Origin of the sequence: Microbacterium sp. Root553 (assembly GCF_001426995.1) — a bacterium.
Lineage (GTDB): Bacteria > Actinomycetota > Actinomycetes > Actinomycetales > Microbacteriaceae > Microbacterium.
In genome coordinates this window covers 2,322,052-2,339,199 of sequence record NZ_LMFY01000001.1, presented here as the reverse complement: position 1 = coordinate 2,339,199, position 17,148 = coordinate 2,322,052, and the positions used below count along the sequence as shown (strand labels likewise).

Here is a 17,148-nt window from a genome sequence, read left to right as displayed (position 1 = left end):
CTGATCGCTACTCTGGAGGTGATGATGCAGCCATTCCAAGTCACCCCCGAGCCCGCCCCCGCCGACCTGCCGAAATGGTGGGCCAGCACGCTCGATGTCCTCGGCGTCATCGGCGGCAGGGCCCTCAGCGTCGGCATCATCATCGTCGCGTGCGTGCTCATCGCACTCGTGCTGCGCGTGGTGATCCGCCGGGTGGTGCACCGCATCGTCGATTCGGCGAAGACCAAGGCGGACGTCGACGACACCCAGGCGCTGGAGCGCTCCCCTCTCGCCGATATGCGTCTGGTGCAGAGGACCCGCACCCTCGGCACCATCCTGCAGAACATCGTCAACGTGATGCTCGTGGTGATCGCGCTGGTCCTCATCGTGAATGCGCTCGACAACAGCCTGCTCGGCTCGCTCACGCTGCTGACGGCCGCCGTCGGCGCCGGCCTGGGCTTCGGAGCGCAGAACATCGTCAAGGACGTGCTGAACGGCATCTTCATCGTGGCCGAGGACCAGATCGGCATCGGCGATGTCGTCGACCTCGGGCTCGCCTCGGGCGTCGTCGAGTACGTCAGCGTCCGGATCACCCAGGTGCGTGATGTCAACGGAACGCTCTGGTACGTCCGCAACGGCGAGGTGCTGCGCATCGGCAACATGTCTCAGGGATGGGCGCGGGCGATCATCGACCTCGGCGTCCCCGTGGACTCCGACCTCGACCAGGTCGAGAAGCTCATGCTCGAGACCGCGCAGGGCCTGGCCAAAGACCCGAAGTGGCGCACCCGCATCGTCGAGAAGCCCGAGCTGTGGGGCCTCGAGTCGATCGACGGCGATGCCCTGGTCGTGCGGCTCGTGATCAAGGCGCGCGCGAATGCGAAGGACGACGTCGCGCAGGAGCTGCGCAAGCGTCTGCGCACGACCATGCGCGAGCACGCGATCGACTTCCCGAGCATGACGACGGTCGTGCCGACCGGGCTCGACGGTGCGCGCCGGGTGCGCGGGGCCAATCCCCCCAGGACGCGGCCCAATGCCGTCACGGGCGTGCCCGTCATCCCGGATCGCGGCATCTGGCGGCGCAAGAAGACGAACGACGACGGGAGTCCCCAGAAGTGACCTTCTACGACGAAGTGGGCGGTCGAGAGACCTTCGCGAAGATCGTCGCGGTCTTCTACCGGGAGGTCGCACGGGATCCGGTCCTCAAGCCGATGTACCCCGAAGACGACCTCGGGCCGGCGGAAGAGCGTCTGCTGATGTTCCTCGAGCAGTACTGGGGAGGGCCGACCACCTACGGCGAGACTCGGGGGCACCCCCGACTGCGGATGCGGCACATGCCGTTCCACGTCGACCCCGACGCCCGGGACCGGTGGCTTCGACACATGCGGACGGCGGTGGACGAGGCGCAGTTGTCGCCCCTGCACGAATCCACGCTGTGGGACTATCTCGAGCGCGCGGCATATGCCATGGTGAACACATTCGAGCCGTCAGGCATCGGCGCTCCAGCTGAGGGACGATCCCCGCTCGAGACGAGATCACGTCAGGAATCAACGGAGAGCACATGACGACCACGCCCCAGTCCGCCGACGTCCTGGTCATCGGATGGGGGCTCGCCGGTCTCGTGGCCGCGAGCGAGGCGTTGGATGCCGGCCGCCGCGTGATCCTGATCGATCAGGAGCCCCGGACGAACCTCGGCGGCCAGGCCTGGTGGTCCTTCGGCGGACTGTTCCTCATCGACTCCCCCGAGCAACGGCGCATGGGCATCCGCGACTCGCTGGCCCTCGCGACGCAGGACTGGCTCGGCACGGCGGCGTTCGACAGGCCCGAGGACGAGTGGCCGCGACGCTGGGCCGAGGCCTACCTCCAGTTCGCCGCCGGCGAGAAGCGGGCCTGGCTGCGCGAGCGGGGCGTGGGCTTCTTCCCGGTGGTCGGCTGGGCGGAGCGCGGCGGCTACGGGGCGCTCGGCCCCGGCAACTCGGTGCCGCGGTTCCACATCACCTGGGGCACCGGGCCTGGGATCGTCGCGCCCTTCGCCGCGGCGGTGGAGCAGGGCGAGCGCGAGGGACACCTCACGATCCTCCCCCGCCACCGCGTGACCGAGCTGGTCGTCACCGATGGCGCGGTCACGGGGGCCAGAGGGCAGATCCTCGAATCGACTGCGGCCGCGCGGGGCGTCGAGAGCTCTCGGCGAGCGATCTCCGACTTCGAGATCAGCGCCGGGGCGACGATCGTGGCCTCAGGGGGCATCGGCGGGAACCATGACCTCGTGCGGGCCGCCTGGCCCGAGCATCTGGGAACGCCACCGGCGCACATGCTGACCGGCGTGCCCGCTTACGTCGACGGTTCGATGCATGCGGTGTCGGAGGCCGCGGGAGCCCGGCTCATCAACGGCGACCGCATGTGGCACTACGTCGAAGGGATCACCAACTGGGATCCGGTGTGGCCGTCGCACGGCATCCGCATCCTTCCCGGTCCGTCGTCTCTGTGGCTCGATGCCACCGGCACCCGCCTGCCGGTGCCGCTGTTCCCCGGATTCGACACGCTGGGAACCCTCGCTCACCTGCGCGCGACCGGCCATGACCACTCCTGGTTCGTGACCTCGCGCCAGATCGTCGAGAAGGAGTTCGCGCTCTCCGGCAGCGAGCAGAATCCCGATCTCACCGGCAAAGACGTGGGACTGCTCCTGAAGTCGCGACTCGCGAAAGGTCCCACCGGCCCCGTGCAGGCGTTCCTGGACGAGGGCGAGGACTTCATCGTCGAGAACGATCTGGAATCGCTCCTCGAACAGATGGCGGCGCATCCGGGGGGCGAGTTCCTCGACATCGATCACGTCCGCCGCGAGGTCGTCGCCCGGGACCTCGAGATCGAGAACGACTTCACGAAGGATGCGCAGATCGGGATGCTGCGCTCGATGCGCGGGTATCGCGGAGATCGCCTCATCCGTACGGCGGCTCCGCATCGGCTGCAGGATCCCTCAGCCGGCCCACTCGTCGCCGTCAAGCTGCACGTGCTCACCCGGAAGTCGCTCGGCGGGATCACGACCGACCTGGACGGACGCGCCCTCGGGCTCGACGGCGAACCGATCGCCGGCCTCTTCGCCGCAGGAGAGGCCAGCGGCTTCGGTGGCGGCGGCGTTCACGGGTACCGGGCGCTCGAGGGGACTTTCCTCGGGGGATGCCTGTTCTCGGGCCGTCAGGCGGGTCGCGCGGCTTCGGCCTGAAGTGGGTGACCGCCTCGGTCGGTCACTCCGCTGCGCCCGTTCCGCGAACGGCCGTGAGTCCGGTCGCCACCGGACCGCGGGCGAGCACGTGGCCGCGGCGGAACGCGAGCCTGGTCCAGCGGCCGGAGCGCATGACGGGCACGTCCTCCTCGCCGGAGATGAACCCGAACGCATCGGCTGCGAACGCGACGCCGCGCGGCAGCCCGCCGAGATCCTCGTCCGGCTCACCCCAGATCGCGGCGCGGAGGGCGCGGACGGCCTCCTCCCCCGACCCCGGAGTCGCCCCGCGGGCGACGGCGCTGATGCCCCACTGAGCACGCTGGGCGATGACGGACGCGGCGAGGTTCGATTCCGCCTTCCACTGGCCGCGCGGCGGGGCGATCCCCGCCCAAGCCGGTGAGAGGCCCGTCTCCGGCAGGACGAGCGCGCGATCGTCCTGCTCGTCTGCCGTGAGCGCTGCCACGACCACGTCGCACTCGAGTTCGGGATCCGCCTGCACGATGCGCATGGCGAGAACGGTCGGCGTCTGATCGAACAGTCCGTGCGGCGACAGCGCTGCGCCGGTCAGGGCGAGAACGCCTCCGGTGGCCTGCAGTCGCACCCCCTCGTCGGAGATGCGCGTGGCTCGCCCGATGAAGGTCAGGACGTCCTTCGACGTCTCGGGATCGGCGAGGAGGAGCTGGTGCGGCACACCCTCTAAACTATCAAGGTCAGCGGCGGCAGCAGTCGCGGGAAGGACGCCATGACCCCGGACGCACACGCGATCAGCACCGTCGCACAGCTCCTGTCGGTGCTGGACCTCGATTCGACGCAGGCCCGCACGACCGAGGACATCTTCACGGGCTCGTCGCACCCGATGCCCTCGGGGCGGATCTACGGCGGCCAGGTTCTCGCCCAGAGTCTTCTCGCTGCGGAGCGCACTCTGCCCGAGGACCGCGCGGTGCATTCGATGCACGGGTACTTCCTTCGACCGGGCGATGCGAGTCAGGGCATCACGATCGCCGTCGACCGGATCCACGACGGTCGTTCGTTCTCCACCCGCCGTTCTCAGGCGTACCAGAACGGTGTGCCGATCTTCTCGATGATCGCCTCGTTCCAGGACGCCGACCCCGGGGTCGAGCACGCCGTCCCGATGCCCGATGACGTGCCAGGGCCGGATACCCTGCGCCCCGACGAGCAGCGTGTCGAGGGACTGCCGGCGGGCGTGGCGCGGATGCTCAGCGACCGTGCGGCGGATGTACGACACATCGATTCGCCGCTGTTCCTGCCGAGCGACGACTCCCGTGTGCCGCAGCAGGGGGTCTGGATGCGCATGAAGGCTCCGCTCCCCGACGACCAGAGGATCCATCGCGCTGCGCTGGCGTACCTGAGCGACATGACGATTCAGGAGTCGATCCTGCGCGCCCATGGGCTGTTCTGGGGACTTCCGGGGTTGAAGGTGGCGAGCCTCGATCACGCGATGTGGTGGCACCGCCCTGCCCGCGTCGACGAGTGGCTGCTGTATCTGCAGGAGTCCCCGAACTCCCGAGGCGGTCGAGGGCTCGCCCAGGGACGCATCTACACCGAGGCCGGCGAACTCGTCGCCTCGGTGGCGCAGGAGATCATGGTGAGGGTGCCGACGGCGGAGTGACGGCCACCCGCCGGGTCCGCGGAGCGCACACTCGTTCCGAGTCAGCGGAGCGTGCACCCCCGCCGGGTCAACGGTGCGCGTACTCGATCGACGGTCCCACGAAGGGCTCCCAGGCCTCGCGCATCTCCGGGGTGAGCCGGGTCGGTCGCCCGGTGCCCGCATCCACGAGAACGATCACGGCCGTCGAGCGCGCGTAGATGGTGCGCGGCTCGGATGCGGGGTCGTTGTGCACCTCGTAGCAGACCTCGACGCTGGATCCGCCGAGCTTGCCGAACCACATCTGCACCTCGAGTGGTCGACGCTGGTATGGAACTGGCGCGAGGTACTCGATCTCCTGCCGGGCGATCAGGGTGAGCACACCCTCGTCGATTCCGGAGTCGAGGACGGCCGTCGACGGCGCCTGCTCACCGGGCCCCGCACGCCAGAACGCGCGCACGCGCGCCTCCTCGAGCAGTTTCAGCATCGAGGTGTTGTTGACGTGGTTGAACGCATCCAGATCCCCCCAGCGGAGATGGATCGGGATGTGCAGGCGGGGTCCCGGTGTCAGGTCGGTCATCGCTGACTCAGTCGCGAGTGAGCTTGCGATGCGTGGAACGGTGCGGCTTTGCAGCATCCGGACCGAGGCGCTCGATCTTGTTCTCCTCGTAGGCTTCGAAGTTGCCCTCGAACCAGTACCACTTCGCCGGCTTCTCGTCGGTGCCCTCGTAGGCGAGGATGTGCGTGGCGATGCGGTCGAGGAACCACCGGTCGTGTGTGATCACCACGGCGCAACCGGGGAACTCGAGAAGGGCGTTCTCGAGCGAACCCAGGGTCTCGACGTCCAGGTCGTTGGTCGGCTCGTCGAGGAGCAGCAGGTTGCCACCCTCCTTGAGGGTCAACGCGAGGTTCAGGCGGTTGCGCTCACCACCCGAGAGCACGCCCGCCTTCTTCTGCTGGTCCGGGCCCTTGAAGCCGAACTTCGACACGTACGCTCGCGAGGGGATCTCGGTCTTGCCGACCGTGATGTAGTCCAGTCCGTCGGAGACGACCTCCCACAGCGTCTTGTCGGGGTCGATGTTGGACCGCGACTGGTCGACGTAGCTGATCTTGACCGTCTCGCCGATCTTGAGGTCACCGGCGTCGAGGGGCTCGAGACCGACGATCGTCTTGAAGAGCGTGGTCTTGCCGACACCGTTCGGGCCGATGACGCCCACGATGCCGTTCGGCGGCAGGTTGAAGCTGAGCCCGTCGATGAGCATCCGGCCGTCGAAGCCCTTCTCGAGCTTCTTCGCGTCGATGACGATGCTGCCGAGACGAGGACCCGCCGGGATCGAGATCTCCTCGAAGTCCAGCTTTCTGGTCCGTTCGGCCTCGTTCGCCATCTCTTCGTAACGGGCGAGACGAGCCTTCGACTTGGTCTGACGGCCCTTCGCGCTCGACCGGACCCACTCCAGCTCCTCCTTGAGGCGCTTGGCGAGCTTGGCGTCCTTCTTGCCCTGGATCTCGAGGCGCTCGCCCTTCTTCTCCAGGTAGGTCGAGTAGTTGCCCTCGTAGCCGATGAGGCGTCCGCGGTCGACCTCGGCGATCCACTCCGCGACGTGGTCGAGGAAGTACCGGTCGTGGGTGATGGCGATGACGGCGCCCTTGTAGGCCTGCAGGTGCTGTTCGAGCCACAGGACGCTCTCCGCGTCGAGGTGGTTCGTGGGCTCGTCGAGGAGCAGGAGGTCGGGCTTCTGCAGCAGCAGCTTCGCCAGGGCGACACGACGCTTCTCTCCACCGGACAGCGGCGCGATCGCAGCATCGGCCGGGGGCGTACGCAGAGCATCCATCGCCTGCTCGAGCTGGGAATCGAGGTCCCACCCGTCTGCAGAGTCGATCTCCTCCTGCAGCGTGCCCATCTCCGCGAGCAGAGCGTCGAAGTCAGCATCGGGATCCGCCATCAGCATGGAGATCTCGTTGAATCGATCGACCTTCGCCTTGATCGCGATCCCGTCCTGGATGTTCTCCAGCACGGTCTTCGACTCGTCAAGCTCCGGCTCCTGCATGAGGATGCCGACGGAGAATCCGGGCGAGAGCTTGGCCTCGCCGTTCGAGGGCGTGTCGAGACCCGCCATGATCTTGAGGATCGTCGACTTGCCGGCGCCGTTGGGCCCCACCATGCCGATCTTGGCGCCGGGGAGGAACGCCATCGTGACGTCGTCGAGGATGAGCTTCTCGCCCACCGCCTTGCGCGCACGAACCATCGAGTAGATGTACTCAGCCACCGAAAACCGCTCCTTCTGTTGGCGTCGAAGATCGACACTCCAGCCTACCGGCGATTACGGCCGGGACCACCGAGAGCGCTGTCAGGCGAAGGTCGTCACCAGTCGATGGCACGGGTGGTGCCGACGAGGCAACGCCCCTCGGCCAGCTGCGGCAGCACGACCGTCACCGGGTCGCCGGTGGACGGACCCACCTGACCGACCAGGCACTCCTTCTCGCCCCACCGCACGGAGAACTGCAGGCTCTCCGCCGGGTTGCCCACGGTCGTCGAATCCTGCGTCACCTGCATCGCCGAGCGGTCGAAGCCCGCAGCGATCAGCGCGTCGATGTACGCCCGACCCGAGGCCCGCTGATCGGATGCCCAGACCTGGGCCACGATGGCCGAGAAGAGCGGGAGATTGTCATCGGCCGTCCCGTCGGGCACATAGCTCGGTCCCGCCGGCTCTTCGGTGGCGCCGGGGCTCTCCACCGCGGGCGACCGCACGGGATCCGGGGATGGAGTCGGACCGCAGGAGGCCAGAACGAGCATCAGCATCGTCGTGGCGCCGACCACGCCGAGGACGCGGCTTACGTGGGAGTCCGATCGTCGAAGCACGAACCGAGTCTAGGGTGCGCGTCCGCAAGCGTGCGCCGAGTGTGTCATCGCTCGGCCGCCGCCTCCTCCTCGTGTTGGCCGTTCGGGGTGTAGTCGGCATCGTCCGCCGACCACGGCGTCTGGATCTCGCGTTCCTCGTGCTCGGCGGATCCCTCCCCCGCGACTTCGTCCGCCTGCCCGGCTCCGGCGGTGCCGCGGGAGACCTGCTCGGGCGACGTCGACCGCGCGCTGCGCCGATAGGCGGTCGTCCCCCAGCGAAGATCGTGCCCGATGACCTCCGCATCGATGTCGACGCTCGTGCCCTGCTTGCCGTTGTTCTCCCATGTGCGGATCTTCATCCGCCCGGTGACGATCACGCTGTCCCCGGAACGGAGCGAGGTCTTCGCGTTCTCCGCGAGCTGCCGGAACGCGGCGACGGAGTACCAGTTCGTCCCCACGTCGATCCACCTCTGCGTCGCCTCGTCGAAGCGTCGATGCGTGCTCGCGAGCCGGAAGTTCGTGACGGGGATGCCGCCTGCCGTCCGCCCCTGCGTGGGGTCCGTCGCGACGTTTCCGACGATGGTGACCGTGTCGTGCATGATGCCTCCTCTGTGGCCCGGGACTGCCCCGGATCGATCCAGAGTGCGTCAGGTCGAGGCAGCGTTCCGCGGTCGAACACACGACGACGGGACAACCTCGTGAACCCATGAATCGTGCAGAAGAGGCGGTCTCGTCCGCCGGTCCGCCGGGCGAATCGTAATGTCGGTGGTCGATCGTATGTTCGAGGAATGAGAGGAGATTCCATGTCCGACACCCTGACCACGTCCCTGCCCGAGGTTCCCTACGCGACCCCCCGGCTGTCCAGTCCCCGAACGCACCTCGTGCGCGCGTCCGACCACCTCTGGCGTGTGCAGGGCGACGACGGCCGAGTCCTGGGGCATCTGCGCCTCGTGCCGCATCCGCTCGGCATCCGCTATCGCGCGGAGCGTCTGCATCTCGCCACCGCGACGTTCCGTCTGGTGGGCGACTTCTGGAACCCTGATGACGCGGTCGCCGCGCTCCGAGCCGGGTGATGACCGCCGACCGCGCAGCTCACGACCGCGAAACCGCGGAGGAATGGTGCCCCCGGCAGGATTCGAACCTGCGACCAAGAGATTAGAAGGCTCCTGCTCTTTCCCCTGAGCTACGGAGGCGCACGCATCCAGCGTACCGTCCCGGGCTGCGATGTCGGAGCCGTCGATAGGATGGCGAAATGGTATCTGCCTCAGAGAACGACCGCCTCGTGTGGATCGACTGCGAGATGACCGGCCTCGATCTCTCCATCGATGAGCTCGTCGAGATCGCGGTGGTCATCACCGATTTCGAACTGCGACCGGTCGACCCGGGTTTCCAGGTGGTGATCCGCCCGAGTGCGGCGTCGCTCGAGAACATGAACGACTTCGTCACGAAGATGCACGAGACCTCGGGACTCATCACCGAGATCCCTGACGGCGTCTCGCTGGCCGAGGCCGAGGAGCAGACCCTCGCCTACATCAAGCGATTCGCCCCCGTGGAGCGCAAGGCACCCCTGGCAGGCAACACGATCGGCACCGACCGCATGTTCCTCGCGAAGTACATGCCGCAGGTCGACAACTGGCTGCATTACCGGAACGTCGACGTCTCGAGCATCAAAGAGCTCTCGCGTCGCTGGTACCCGCGGGTCTTCTTCCAGGCCCCCAGCAAGGACGGCGGGCATCGCGCCCTCGCCGACATCCTCGAATCCATCCGCGAGCTGCGCTACTACCGCGAGGCGGTGTTCGTCGACGAGCCCGGGCCGTCGAGCGACGACGCCCGCGACATCGCGACGCGCACCGTGTCAGAGTTCACTCTCAACATGTAATAGACTCGTCTGGTTGCCAACTCCGGTTGGCACATGGTGGGTATAGCTCAGCTGGTAGAGCGCTGGCTTGTGGTGCCGGATGTCGCGGGTTCGAGTCCCGTTACTCACCCCACAGCGAGAAGGCCCGGGTCCGAGACCCGGGCCTTCTCTCGTATCACCTCTGATTTCACGTCGCCCGTCGGCGGCACTCCCGAAGCTCGCCCATAGGATTGTCTGATGTCCCTCGCCGTCTGGTTCTCACTCCTGACAGCGTGCGTGGTGATCAGCTTCACGCCGGGCGCGGGTGCCATAAACACCATGTCCAATGCTCTCAACCAGGGCTGGAGACGTGCGATCTGGGGCATCATCGGGCAGCAGCTCGCCCTCGTCGTGCACGCGGCCATCGTCGCCGCAGGTCTCGGGCTCATCGTGTCGCGGTCTGAGGTGCTGTTCACGGTCATCCGCTATGCCGGCGCCGCGTACCTCGTGTTCCTCGGGGTCCGGCTGATCCTCGCCAAAGCGAGCACACCGGATGCAGTCGACCAAGAGACGGTCGATCTCCGTGAAGGACACTGGCCGATGATCAGACGAGGCTTCTGGGTGAATCTGCTGAACCCGAAGGCGATCGTGTTCTTCCTCGCGTTCATCCCCCAGTTCATCCGTCTCGATCAACCACAGCTCCCCCAGTACCTCGCTCTCATCGCCACCGTGATCGTCGTCGACGTCGCGGTGATGTGGGGCTTCTTCGCCGCGGCAGCGCGGCCGTTCCGCAGGCTCACTCGCTCGTCCCGCGGACAGCGCATGCTGAACTCGGTCTTCGGTGTGCTGTTCATCGCCGTCGCCGGGCTCCTCGTCTTCCTGCACTGACGCCGGCCACGCGGGCGACATCGGCGGGCAATAGGCTGAAGACGATGGAGATGGATGCTGCCCCCTTCGAAGAACTCGTCGTCGACGAGCTCGATCGTCTGCCCGATGAGATGGTCGACGGCCTCGAGAACGTCGTCTTCGTCGTCGAGGACCGACCGGAGGACGGAACCCTCGACCTTTTCGGGCTCTATGACGGTCTGGCACTGACAGAACGCACTCAGTACGGGTCGGGCGAGCTTCCCGATCGGATCGTCGTCTACCGCGAGCCGCACCTCGCGGCCTGTGACGACGAGGACGAACTCCGTGACGAGGTGCACACGACTCTCGTGCACGAGATCGCGCACTTCTACGGAATCGACGACGACCAGCTGCATGAGTGGGGGTGGGCATGACGCCGCTCGCCACGCCGGACCTCGACGAGACCACGGATCTGTCCGCGGCACCCCTTGAGCCCTGGGAGGTCGTCGTGTGGAACGACCCGGTCAATCTGATGAGCTATGTCGTCAGGGTGTTCCGCACGTACTTCGGATACTCGGTCGAGCGAGCCACGCAACTGATGCGCTCGGTGCACCATGACGGTCACGCGATCGTCGCGACCGGGCCCCGCGAGACCATGGAAGTGCATGCGCAGGCGATGCACGACTACGGACTCTGGGCGACCGTGAGGAGATCGGCCGCATGACGGGCGACATCGTGCACATCGAGATGGCCAGGGTCGAAGGTGCTCAGCTGGCCCGCCTCGTCGATGACCTCCGCGACCTGGTCGGGGCCGGCCGCGACCTCACCGATCCCGCCATCGATCGTCTCGTGCCCGATCCGTACCCCGAAGATGTCGACGCCTCACGCTCGTTCCGGGAGACGACGCGTGACGATCTGCTGGACCGCCGCGCCCTCGACGCCGACACGGTACGCGCCGCCCTCGATGCTCTCCGAGCCGACCTCGATGCGATCACACAGTCCGAAGCGTTCGAAGAGCACGTCATCGAGATCCCGGAATCGGACGTCGACGCGTGGATGCGCACTCTCACGTCGCTGCGACTCGTGATCGCCGCGCGATTGGGCATCGAGTCCGACGAAGACCACGATCCGGACGATGCGAGGTTCGGAGTCTACGACTGGCTCGGATACCGCCTGGAGCTCATCATCGAGGCCGCCGACGAACTGCTCTGACTCGGGCGCGCCCTGGTGTCATGGCACTTCAACGACGCGCGTCGCGAGGCCCCGTGGATCGTCGAGGACGATGTGATCTTGCTCCTGCGCCGCCCAGCGATCCCAGTGCGGCCGATAGGTGTCACCGTCACGTCGCAGCGCCCGTGTCTTGCGTCCGCTCTCCCCCGACTCCAGCCAGATGGCCACGTCGGCGATCGCGGCCGTCGCCGGCGTGAGTATCCCGCTGCCCTCCACGATGACGCCGAGGGCGGGATCGACCGCGTGAGTCTCGGCCTCCGTGCCCGCACCCCAATCCCAGCGCTGCCAGGACCCGAGGCACCCGCGACCGTGCGGCCGGAGAATCCCGTCGAGAGCGCGCGACACGCCCTCCTCCAGCCCATCCCACCCGGGGTAGAGGGAGTCGAGAGCGATCAGCTGCACGCGTCCCGCGATCGGCCACCGCTCGACGAGCGTGCGGGCGAGCGTGGTCTTGCCCGCCCCGCTGCGGCCATCGATCAGGACGACCGGGTTCGACGCGGCGAGGGCGCGCACGTCGGCGATGATCGACGTCGCGGCCAGCTCGAGAGCGGCCGCGACGGGATCGTCACTTCTTGAGGGCACGGATGATGCGAGAGAGAGCGCGTCCTGCGGTCCAGACGAACGGGATGGCGACGACGATCAGAGTGACGATGTTCGGCTCGAACCTGAGTCCTTCCTCACGGCGCACGTAGACGCCGACCGGCACGGACACACCGCCACCGCCGCCACCCTCTGCGCCGTCGCCGCTGCCTCCGCCGAAGCCTGAATACGTGAACGCGACCGGAGTGATGCTCACGCCGTCGACATCCAGCGTCTCGCCGTACGCGCTCTTCACGCCGAACGACGCCGTCTGCTTTCCGAGTTCCAGTGCAATGTTGGGCATTCCCCCACGCTAGCCCAGTCGACGCACGGTCGAGGGGTCAATCCACTCCGTGCGCCTTCGGATGCTGAGCAGACCCCCGGCCCTCGCCTCGGCCGATGTGGCGCGCCCGACCGATCATCGCCGACCCGAAGCGAGCCACGGCGTCATCGACCGCCCCCTCGACCCGACGCCAGTCCTCGTCGTCGTCCCAGAGACCGAAACCGCCCCTTCCGGCGGGCCGCAGCTTCTCCGCCCGCACACCGACGAGCCGCACAGGGTCACGCCGGTCGATCTGGTCGAAGAGCGCCTGAGCGGCCTCGCCGATCCGCTGACTCACCGCTGTGGGCTCCGGGAGCGTCAGCGAACGGCTGAGCGTGCGGAAGTCGTCGAAGCGCACTTTGATGGCGACGGTCGACGTCTCCCATTCCGCCCTGCGCAGTCGAGCGCCCACCCGATCGGCGAGACGAAGCAGCTCCGCCCGAAGGTACGAGCGATCGGTGACATCGGTGTCGAACGTCTCCTCATGACCGATGCTCTTCTCGATGCGCTCGGTCTCGACGGAGCGAGCGTCTTCGCCGCGGGCGAGTTGCGTCAATCTGGTGGCCAGAGCGGGTCCGACGGCTCGGTCGAGCACGGGGCGCGATGCGGTGCGGATGTCGCGGATCGTGCGGATGCCGCGCCCCTCCAGTGCCTCAGCGGCCTTCGGGCCCACGCCCCACATCGCGCGGACCGAGCGTGGATCGAGGAACGCCTGCGTGTCGGCTGCGGCGACGACGAGCATGCCGTCCGGCTTCGAGACCGTGGAGGCGATCTTGGCCACGTGCTTGGTCGCGGCGACCCCGACGCTGCAGGTGATGCCGACCTCATCGTGCACGCGCTCGCGCACCAGCTGAGCGATCCGGGCGGGACTCCCCCACAGACGGCGCACGCCGCGGACATCCAGAAAAGCCTCGTCGACCGACAGCGGCTCGACGAGAGGGGTGAAGGACTCGAAGATCGCCATCACCTGGCGCGAGACCTCGTGGTATCGAGGGAAGTGCGGGGGCACGATCCTCGCCGAGGGGCACAGGCGCAAGGCCTGAGACACCGGCATGGCGGCGCGAACTCCGTAGCGGCGCGCCTCGTAGGACGCGCTCGAGACCACGGACCGACCATCGGGCGCTCCGATGATCAGCGGCAGCCCACGAAGAGTCGGGTCGTCGAGCACCTCGACCGCGGCGTAGAACGCATCCATGTCGACATGGAGGATGCTCGTACCTGCATCATCGGCGTCGGCGGGCGAGACGATGCGCCCTCTGCCATCACCGTGTCCCATGAGACCATTGTCCCCCGGACCTCCGACATGAGGCCCGGGGGACCCGGTTACTGCGCAGCGCGCTCGAGAACGAGTTCGCGGACGCGCGCGGCGTCGGCCTGGCCCTTCATCGCCTTCATCACGGCGCCGATGACGGCCCCGGCGGCCTGCACCTTGCCGTCCTTGATCTTGGCGAGCACGTCGGGCTGTGCAGCCAGGGCCTGGTCGATGGCGGCGATGAGCGCTCCGTCGTCGGAGACCACGGCCAGACCGCGGCTGTCGACGACCTCTTGCGGCGTGCCCTCGCCGGCGATGACGCCCTCGAGCACCTGGCGTGCGAGCTTGTCGGTGAGGGTCCCCGCATCGACGAGCTTCTGCAGGGCGGCGACGTTCTGCGGCGAGATCAGCTGCGCCGCATCCTTCTCCTGCGCGTTCGCGAGGCGGGTGATCTCACCCGTCCACCACTTGCGCGCCGAGGCCGGTGCGGCCCCGGCCGCGATCGTCGCCTCGACGACATCGAGCAGGCCGCCGTTGCGCACATCCTGGAACTCCAGGTCGGTGAACGCCCACTCGGCCATGAGCCGACGGCGACGAGCCACGGGCTGCTCGGGCAGCTGCGCGCGCAGCTCCTCGATCAGCTCGGGCGCCGGCTCCACCGGAACGAGGTCGGGCTCAGGGAAGTAGCGGTAGTCGTCGGCATCCGACTTCGGACGACCGGGCGAGGTGGTGCCGGTGTCCTCGTGCCAGTGACGTGTCTCCTGCGTGATCGTGCCGCCGTCAGCGAGGATCTGCGCCTGGCGCTGGATCTCGTAGCGGACGGCACGCTCGACCGAGCGCATCGAGTTGACGTTCTTCGTCTCGGTGCGAGTGCCGAGCTTCTCCTGTCCGCGCGGGCGCAGCGAGACGTTGGCGTCGCATCGCAGGTTGCCGCGCTCCAGTCGAGCCTCGGAGATCCCCAGGCTGCGCACGATGTCGCGGATCGTCGCGACGTAGGCCTTGGCGACCTCGGGGGCGCGGTGCTCCGCACCGAAGATCACCTTCGTGACGATCTCGACCAGCGGGACACCCGCGCGGTTGTAGTCGACGAGGGAGTACTCGGCGCCCTGGATGCGGCCGGTCGCCCCACCCATGTGCGTGAGCTTGCCGGCGTCCTCCTCCATATGCGCGCGCTCGATCGGGATCTGCACGATCGTGCCGTCTTCGAGCTCGACCTCGACGGATCCCTCGAACGCGATCGGCTCATCGAACTGGGAGATCTGATAGTTCTTGCCGAGATCCGGGTAGAAGTAGTTCTTGCGCGCGAAACGGCTCGACGGAGCGATCGAGCATCCGAGCGCGAGGCCGAGGCTGATCGACGAACGGATCGCCGTCTCGTTCACGACGGGGAGCGCCCCGGGGAGGCCGAGGTCGACGGGAGCGATCAGCGTGTTCGGCTCGGCGGCGTGGTAGAGCTCGTTGGCGGGATTCGGCGCGTCCGAGAACATCTTCGTGTTCGTGTTGAGTTCGACGTGCACCTCGAATCCGAGGACGGGCTCGAACAGTTCGAGGGCCTTGTCGAAGTCCATGAGCTTGGCGGCGGCCATCAGCGGTTCCCTCCTGCGAGCTGGGGTGCACGGGTGAGGAGCGGAGCCCCCCACGAATCGACCAGCAGCGTCTCGACGGCAGCACCGACCCTGTAGAGACGGGCGTCCTGCCGCGCCGGCGCGATGAACTGGATGCCGACGGGCAGACCGTCGTCGGAGGCGAGACCGCTCGGGATCGAGATGCCGGGCACTCCAGCGAGGTTCACCGGGATGGTCGTGATGTCGTTCAGGTACATCTGCAGCGGGTCGTCGATCTTCTCGCCGATCTTGAACGCCGTGGTCGGCGCAGACGGCGTCGCGATCACGTCGACCTCGGCGAATGCGTTGTCGAAGTCCTGCTGGATGAGCGTGCGGACCTTCTGCGCGCTGCCGTAGTACGCGTCGTAGTACCCCGCCGACAGTGCGTACGTGCCCAGGATGATGCGACGCTTGACCTCGTCGCCGAAACCGGCGTCTCGCGTCGCCGACATGACGTCTTCGACGGTGGGGTTGCCGTCAGGAGTGACGCGGAGACCGAAGCGCACGGAGTCGAACTTCGCGAGGTTGCTGGAGGCCTCTGCCGGCAGGATCAGGTAGTACGCGGCCACGCCGTACTCGAAGTGCGGTGCGCCGATCTCGACGATCTCCGCCCCCTGCGCCTCCATGAGGGCGAGTGCGCTGCGGAACGACTCCGCGACGCCGGGCTGGAACCCGCTGTCGGGCAGCTCACGGATCACTCCGACCTTGAGCCCCTTGAGCACGTCTCCACGAGCGCCCTCACGGGCGGCATCCGCGAACGACGGCCACTCCTCGCGCAGCGACGTGGAGTCCTTCGGATCGTGTCCGCCGATCGCGTCGTGCAGCAGGCCCGCGTCGAGCACTGTGCGGGTGACCGGACCGACCTGGTCGAGGCTCGAGGCGAGGGCGATCGCCCCGTAACGGCTGACACCGCCATAGGTGGGCTTCACGCCGACCGTTCCCGTGACGTGTGCAGGCTGACGGATCGAACCGCCCGTGTCGGATCCGAGCGCGAGAGGCGCCTCGAAGGCGGCGACGGCCGCGGCGGACCCGCCGCCGGACCCGCCGGGGATCCGGTCGAGATCCCACGGGTTGCGGGTCGGACCGTACGCCGAGTGCTCCGTCGACGACCCCATGGCGAACTCGTCCATGTTGGTCTTGCCGAGAGGGATGAGTCCGGCCGCACGAGAGCGGGCGACGACGGTGGCGTCGTACGGAGAGCGGTAGCCCTCGAGGATCCGCGACCCGCTGGTGGTCGGCTGGTCGGTCGTGACCAGCACGTCCTTGATGGCGAGGGGGACGCCGGCGATCGGGCCGAGCTGCTCCCCTGCCGCGCGTCGGGCGTCGATGTCGGCCGCCGCGTCGAGTGCGCCCTCGTTGACGTGCAGGAAGGCGTGGACGTCGCCGTCGACGGCCGCGATGCGGTCGAGGTGCGCGCGGGTCGCCTCGACGCTGGAGATCTCGCGGCTCGCGAGCTTGTCGGCGAGTTCGGCCGCGGTCAGACGGATGATGTCGCTCACTGTTCTTCTCCCAGGATCGCGGTGACGCGGAAGCGGCCGTCGGCCTGGTCCGGTGCGTTCTGGAGGACCTGCTCATGCGTCAGGGTCTCGCCGACCACGTCGGGGCGGTAGACGTTGCTCAGCGGGATCGGATGGCTCGTCGCGGCGACCTCGGGGCCTGCCACCTCCGACACCTTCGCGATGTTGTCGACGATGGCGTCGAGCTGGCCCGTGAGCCGGGTCACCTCGTCGTCGTTGAGCTGGATGCGCGCGAGCACGCCGAGATGGCGTACGAGTTCAGGGGTGATTTCAGACACGCTTCCAGTGTAGTCAGCGGTCCTGCCGTCGCCCCGCCGTGA

Annotated in this window: 21 protein-coding genes and 2 tRNA genes; 11 read left to right on the top strand and 12 right to left on the bottom strand. The window is 67.7% G+C overall.

The annotated features are described in order from the left end of the window. Positions 1 to 21: 21 nt before the first annotated feature. From ASD43_RS10890 to ASD43_RS10880, 3 genes are read left to right on the top strand one after another with little or no spacing between them, the layout of a single operon-like run. A complete protein-coding gene (locus ASD43_RS10890; RefSeq protein WP_056417300.1) occupies positions 22 to 1,095 on the top strand; it encodes a mechanosensitive ion channel family protein in 1,074 nt (357 codons plus the stop codon). Then, complete coding sequence (locus ASD43_RS10885; protein ID WP_442922231.1) at positions 1,050 to 1,541, top strand: globin; 492 nt, start codon at positions 1,050 to 1,052, stop codon at positions 1,539 to 1,541. The genes ASD43_RS10890 and ASD43_RS10885 overlap by 46 nt, the downstream gene beginning before the upstream one ends. After that, positions 1,538 to 3,196, top strand: a complete 1,659-nt coding sequence (locus ASD43_RS10880; RefSeq protein WP_056417293.1) for an FAD-binding dehydrogenase — start codon at positions 1,538 to 1,540, stop codon at positions 3,194 to 3,196. Before ASD43_RS10885 ends, ASD43_RS10880 begins: the two co-directional genes overlap by 4 nt. Positions 3,197 to 3,218: 22 nt before the next feature. On the opposite strand, the gene ASD43_RS10875 is transcribed toward ASD43_RS10880, so the two are convergent. After that, complete coding sequence (locus ASD43_RS10875) at positions 3,219 to 3,887, bottom strand: hypothetical protein (protein WP_056417291.1); 669 nt, start codon at positions 3,885 to 3,887, stop codon at positions 3,219 to 3,221. A gap of 51 nt (positions 3,888 to 3,938) precedes the next feature. Between ASD43_RS10875 and ASD43_RS10870 the strand changes: the two genes are divergently transcribed. Then, on the top strand, positions 3,939 to 4,826 hold the full coding sequence (locus ASD43_RS10870; RefSeq protein ID WP_056417288.1) for an acyl-CoA thioesterase: 888 nt from the start codon (positions 3,939 to 3,941) through the stop codon (positions 4,824 to 4,826). Positions 4,827 to 4,893: 67 nt separating this feature from the next. Here the strand turns inward: ASD43_RS10870 and ASD43_RS10865 are convergent, their stop codons facing one another. From ASD43_RS10865 to ASD43_RS10850, 4 genes are all read right to left on the bottom strand, one after another. Further along, entirely contained in the window at positions 4,894 to 5,382 is a 489-nt protein-coding gene (locus tag ASD43_RS10865) for an acyl-CoA thioesterase (RefSeq protein ID WP_056417286.1), read from the bottom strand. Positions 5,383 to 5,389: 7 nt separating this feature from the next. Continuing rightward, positions 5,390 to 7,069, bottom strand: a complete 1,680-nt coding sequence (ettA, locus tag ASD43_RS10860; RefSeq protein WP_056417283.1) for an energy-dependent translational throttle protein EttA — start codon at positions 7,067 to 7,069, stop codon at positions 5,390 to 5,392. A 95-nt stretch (positions 7,070 to 7,164) separates the two neighbouring features. Then, the gene (locus tag ASD43_RS17415; RefSeq protein WP_200946585.1) at positions 7,165 to 7,662 is read right to left on the bottom strand and encodes a DUF6993 domain-containing protein; all 498 of its coding nucleotides are present in this window, start codon (positions 7,660 to 7,662) and stop codon (positions 7,165 to 7,167) included. Between the two features lie 44 nt (positions 7,663 to 7,706). After that, positions 7,707 to 8,240: a single-stranded DNA-binding protein gene (locus tag ASD43_RS10850; protein WP_056417280.1), complete on the bottom strand. Its 534-nt coding sequence runs from the start codon at positions 8,238 to 8,240 to the stop codon at positions 7,707 to 7,709. Between the two features lie 204 nt (positions 8,241 to 8,444). Between ASD43_RS10850 and ASD43_RS10845 the strand changes: the two genes are divergently transcribed. Next, positions 8,445 to 8,714 carry a hypothetical protein gene (locus tag ASD43_RS10845; RefSeq protein WP_056417278.1) on the top strand — a complete coding sequence of 90 codons (270 nt, stop codon included), beginning with the start codon at positions 8,445 to 8,447 and terminating at the stop codon, positions 8,712 to 8,714. A gap of 44 nt (positions 8,715 to 8,758) precedes the next feature. Here the strand turns inward: ASD43_RS10845 and ASD43_RS10840 are convergent. Continuing rightward, positions 8,759 to 8,834, bottom strand: a tRNA-Arg gene (locus tag ASD43_RS10840). Positions 8,835 to 8,893: 59 nt separating this feature from the next. Here ASD43_RS10840 and orn point away from each other — a divergent pair. The 6 genes from orn to ASD43_RS10810 all read left to right on the top strand — a co-directional run bounded on the left by orn (position 8,894) and on the right by ASD43_RS10810 (position 11,536). Then, positions 8,894 to 9,520: an oligoribonuclease gene (gene orn / locus ASD43_RS10835; RefSeq protein WP_056417275.1), complete on the top strand. Its 627-nt coding sequence runs from the start codon at positions 8,894 to 8,896 to the stop codon at positions 9,518 to 9,520. Positions 9,521 to 9,556: 36 nt separating this feature from the next. Next, positions 9,557 to 9,632, top strand: a tRNA-His gene (locus ASD43_RS10830). Between the two features lie 104 nt (positions 9,633 to 9,736). Continuing rightward, a complete protein-coding gene (locus ASD43_RS10825; RefSeq protein WP_056417272.1) occupies positions 9,737 to 10,366 on the top strand; it encodes a LysE family transporter in 630 nt (209 codons plus the stop codon). 44 nt (positions 10,367 to 10,410) lie between these two features. Continuing rightward, positions 10,411 to 10,758 carry a metallopeptidase family protein gene (locus ASD43_RS10820; RefSeq protein WP_056417269.1) on the top strand — a complete coding sequence of 116 codons (348 nt, stop codon included), beginning with the start codon at positions 10,411 to 10,413 and terminating at the stop codon, positions 10,756 to 10,758. Further along, on the top strand, positions 10,755 to 11,048 hold the full coding sequence (clpS, locus tag ASD43_RS10815; RefSeq protein WP_056419508.1) for an ATP-dependent Clp protease adapter ClpS: 294 nt from the start codon (positions 10,755 to 10,757) through the stop codon (positions 11,046 to 11,048). The genes ASD43_RS10820 and clpS overlap by 4 nt, the downstream gene beginning before the upstream one ends. After that, positions 11,045 to 11,536: a DUF2017 family protein gene (locus ASD43_RS10810; protein ID WP_056417266.1), complete on the top strand. Its 492-nt coding sequence runs from the start codon at positions 11,045 to 11,047 to the stop codon at positions 11,534 to 11,536. The genes clpS and ASD43_RS10810 overlap by 4 nt, the downstream gene beginning before the upstream one ends. 18 nt (positions 11,537 to 11,554) lie before the next feature. On the opposite strand, the gene ASD43_RS10805 is transcribed toward ASD43_RS10810, so the two are convergent. The 6 genes from ASD43_RS10805 to gatC are packed head-to-tail and all read right to left on the bottom strand — an operon-like array spanning position 11,555 to position 17,106. Beyond that, positions 11,555 to 12,136, bottom strand: a complete 582-nt coding sequence (locus tag ASD43_RS10805; RefSeq protein WP_082539357.1) for a hypothetical protein — start codon at positions 12,134 to 12,136, stop codon at positions 11,555 to 11,557. Then, the gene (locus tag ASD43_RS10800) at positions 12,120 to 12,437 is read right to left on the bottom strand and encodes a hypothetical protein (protein ID WP_045255191.1); all 318 of its coding nucleotides are present in this window, start codon (positions 12,435 to 12,437) and stop codon (positions 12,120 to 12,122) included. Before ASD43_RS10800 ends, ASD43_RS10805 begins: the two co-directional genes overlap by 17 nt. Positions 12,438 to 12,474: 37 nt before the next feature. After that, entirely contained in the window at positions 12,475 to 13,731 is a 1,257-nt protein-coding gene (gene dinB, locus ASD43_RS10795) for a DNA polymerase IV (RefSeq protein WP_056417262.1), read from the bottom strand. 47 nt (positions 13,732 to 13,778) lie between these two features. After that, on the bottom strand, positions 13,779 to 15,293 hold the full coding sequence (gene gatB, locus ASD43_RS10790) for an Asp-tRNA(Asn)/Glu-tRNA(Gln) amidotransferase subunit GatB (protein ID WP_056417259.1): 1,515 nt from the start codon (positions 15,291 to 15,293) through the stop codon (positions 13,779 to 13,781). Continuing rightward, positions 15,293 to 16,810 (bottom strand): Asp-tRNA(Asn)/Glu-tRNA(Gln) amidotransferase subunit GatA, encoded by a 1,518-nt coding sequence (gene gatA / locus ASD43_RS10785; RefSeq protein ID WP_056417256.1) that lies wholly within the window; start codon positions 16,808 to 16,810, stop codon positions 15,293 to 15,295. Before gatA ends, gatB begins: the two co-directional genes overlap by 1 nt. Next, a complete protein-coding gene (gatC, locus tag ASD43_RS10780) occupies positions 16,807 to 17,106 on the bottom strand; it encodes an Asp-tRNA(Asn)/Glu-tRNA(Gln) amidotransferase subunit GatC (RefSeq protein WP_056417254.1) in 300 nt (99 codons plus the stop codon). Before gatC ends, gatA begins: the two co-directional genes overlap by 4 nt. Between the last annotated feature and the right edge of the window lie 42 nt (positions 17,107 to 17,148).

Excerpts from the sequence above, each read along its gene's own strand:
- ASD43_RS10890 (WP_056417300.1), top strand. The coding sequence starts at position 22 with ATGATGCAGCCATTCCAAGTCACCCCCGAGCCCGCCCCCGCCGACCTG.
- ASD43_RS10880 (WP_056417293.1), top strand. The coding sequence starts at position 1,538 with ATGACGACCACGCCCCAGTCCGCCGACGTCCTGGTCATCGGATGGGGG.
- ASD43_RS10870 (WP_056417288.1), top strand. The coding sequence starts at position 3,939 with ATGACCCCGGACGCACACGCGATCAGCACCGTCGCACAGCTCCTGTCG.
- ASD43_RS10865 (WP_056417286.1), bottom strand. The coding sequence starts at position 5,382 with ATGACCGACCTGACACCGGGACCCCGCCTGCACATCCCGATCCATCTC.
- ASD43_RS10850 (WP_056417280.1), bottom strand. The coding sequence starts at position 8,240 with ATGCACGACACGGTCACCATCGTCGGAAACGTCGCGACGGACCCCACG.
- ASD43_RS10845 (WP_056417278.1), top strand. The coding sequence starts at position 8,445 with ATGTCCGACACCCTGACCACGTCCCTGCCCGAGGTTCCCTACGCGACC.
- orn (WP_056417275.1), top strand. The coding sequence starts at position 8,894 with ATGGTATCTGCCTCAGAGAACGACCGCCTCGTGTGGATCGACTGCGAG.
- ASD43_RS10825 (WP_056417272.1), top strand. The coding sequence starts at position 9,737 with ATGTCCCTCGCCGTCTGGTTCTCACTCCTGACAGCGTGCGTGGTGATC.
- ASD43_RS10820 (WP_056417269.1), top strand. The coding sequence starts at position 10,411 with ATGGAGATGGATGCTGCCCCCTTCGAAGAACTCGTCGTCGACGAGCTC.
- clpS (WP_056419508.1), top strand. The coding sequence starts at position 10,755 with ATGACGCCGCTCGCCACGCCGGACCTCGACGAGACCACGGATCTGTCC.
- ASD43_RS10810 (WP_056417266.1), top strand. The coding sequence starts at position 11,045 with ATGACGGGCGACATCGTGCACATCGAGATGGCCAGGGTCGAAGGTGCT.
- ASD43_RS10800 (WP_045255191.1), bottom strand. The coding sequence starts at position 12,437 with ATGCCCAACATTGCACTGGAACTCGGAAAGCAGACGGCGTCGTTCGGC.
- dinB (WP_056417262.1), bottom strand. The coding sequence starts at position 13,731 with ATGGGACACGGTGATGGCAGAGGGCGCATCGTCTCGCCCGCCGACGCC.
- gatB (WP_056417259.1), bottom strand. The coding sequence starts at position 15,293 with ATGGCCGCCGCCAAGCTCATGGACTTCGACAAGGCCCTCGAACTGTTC.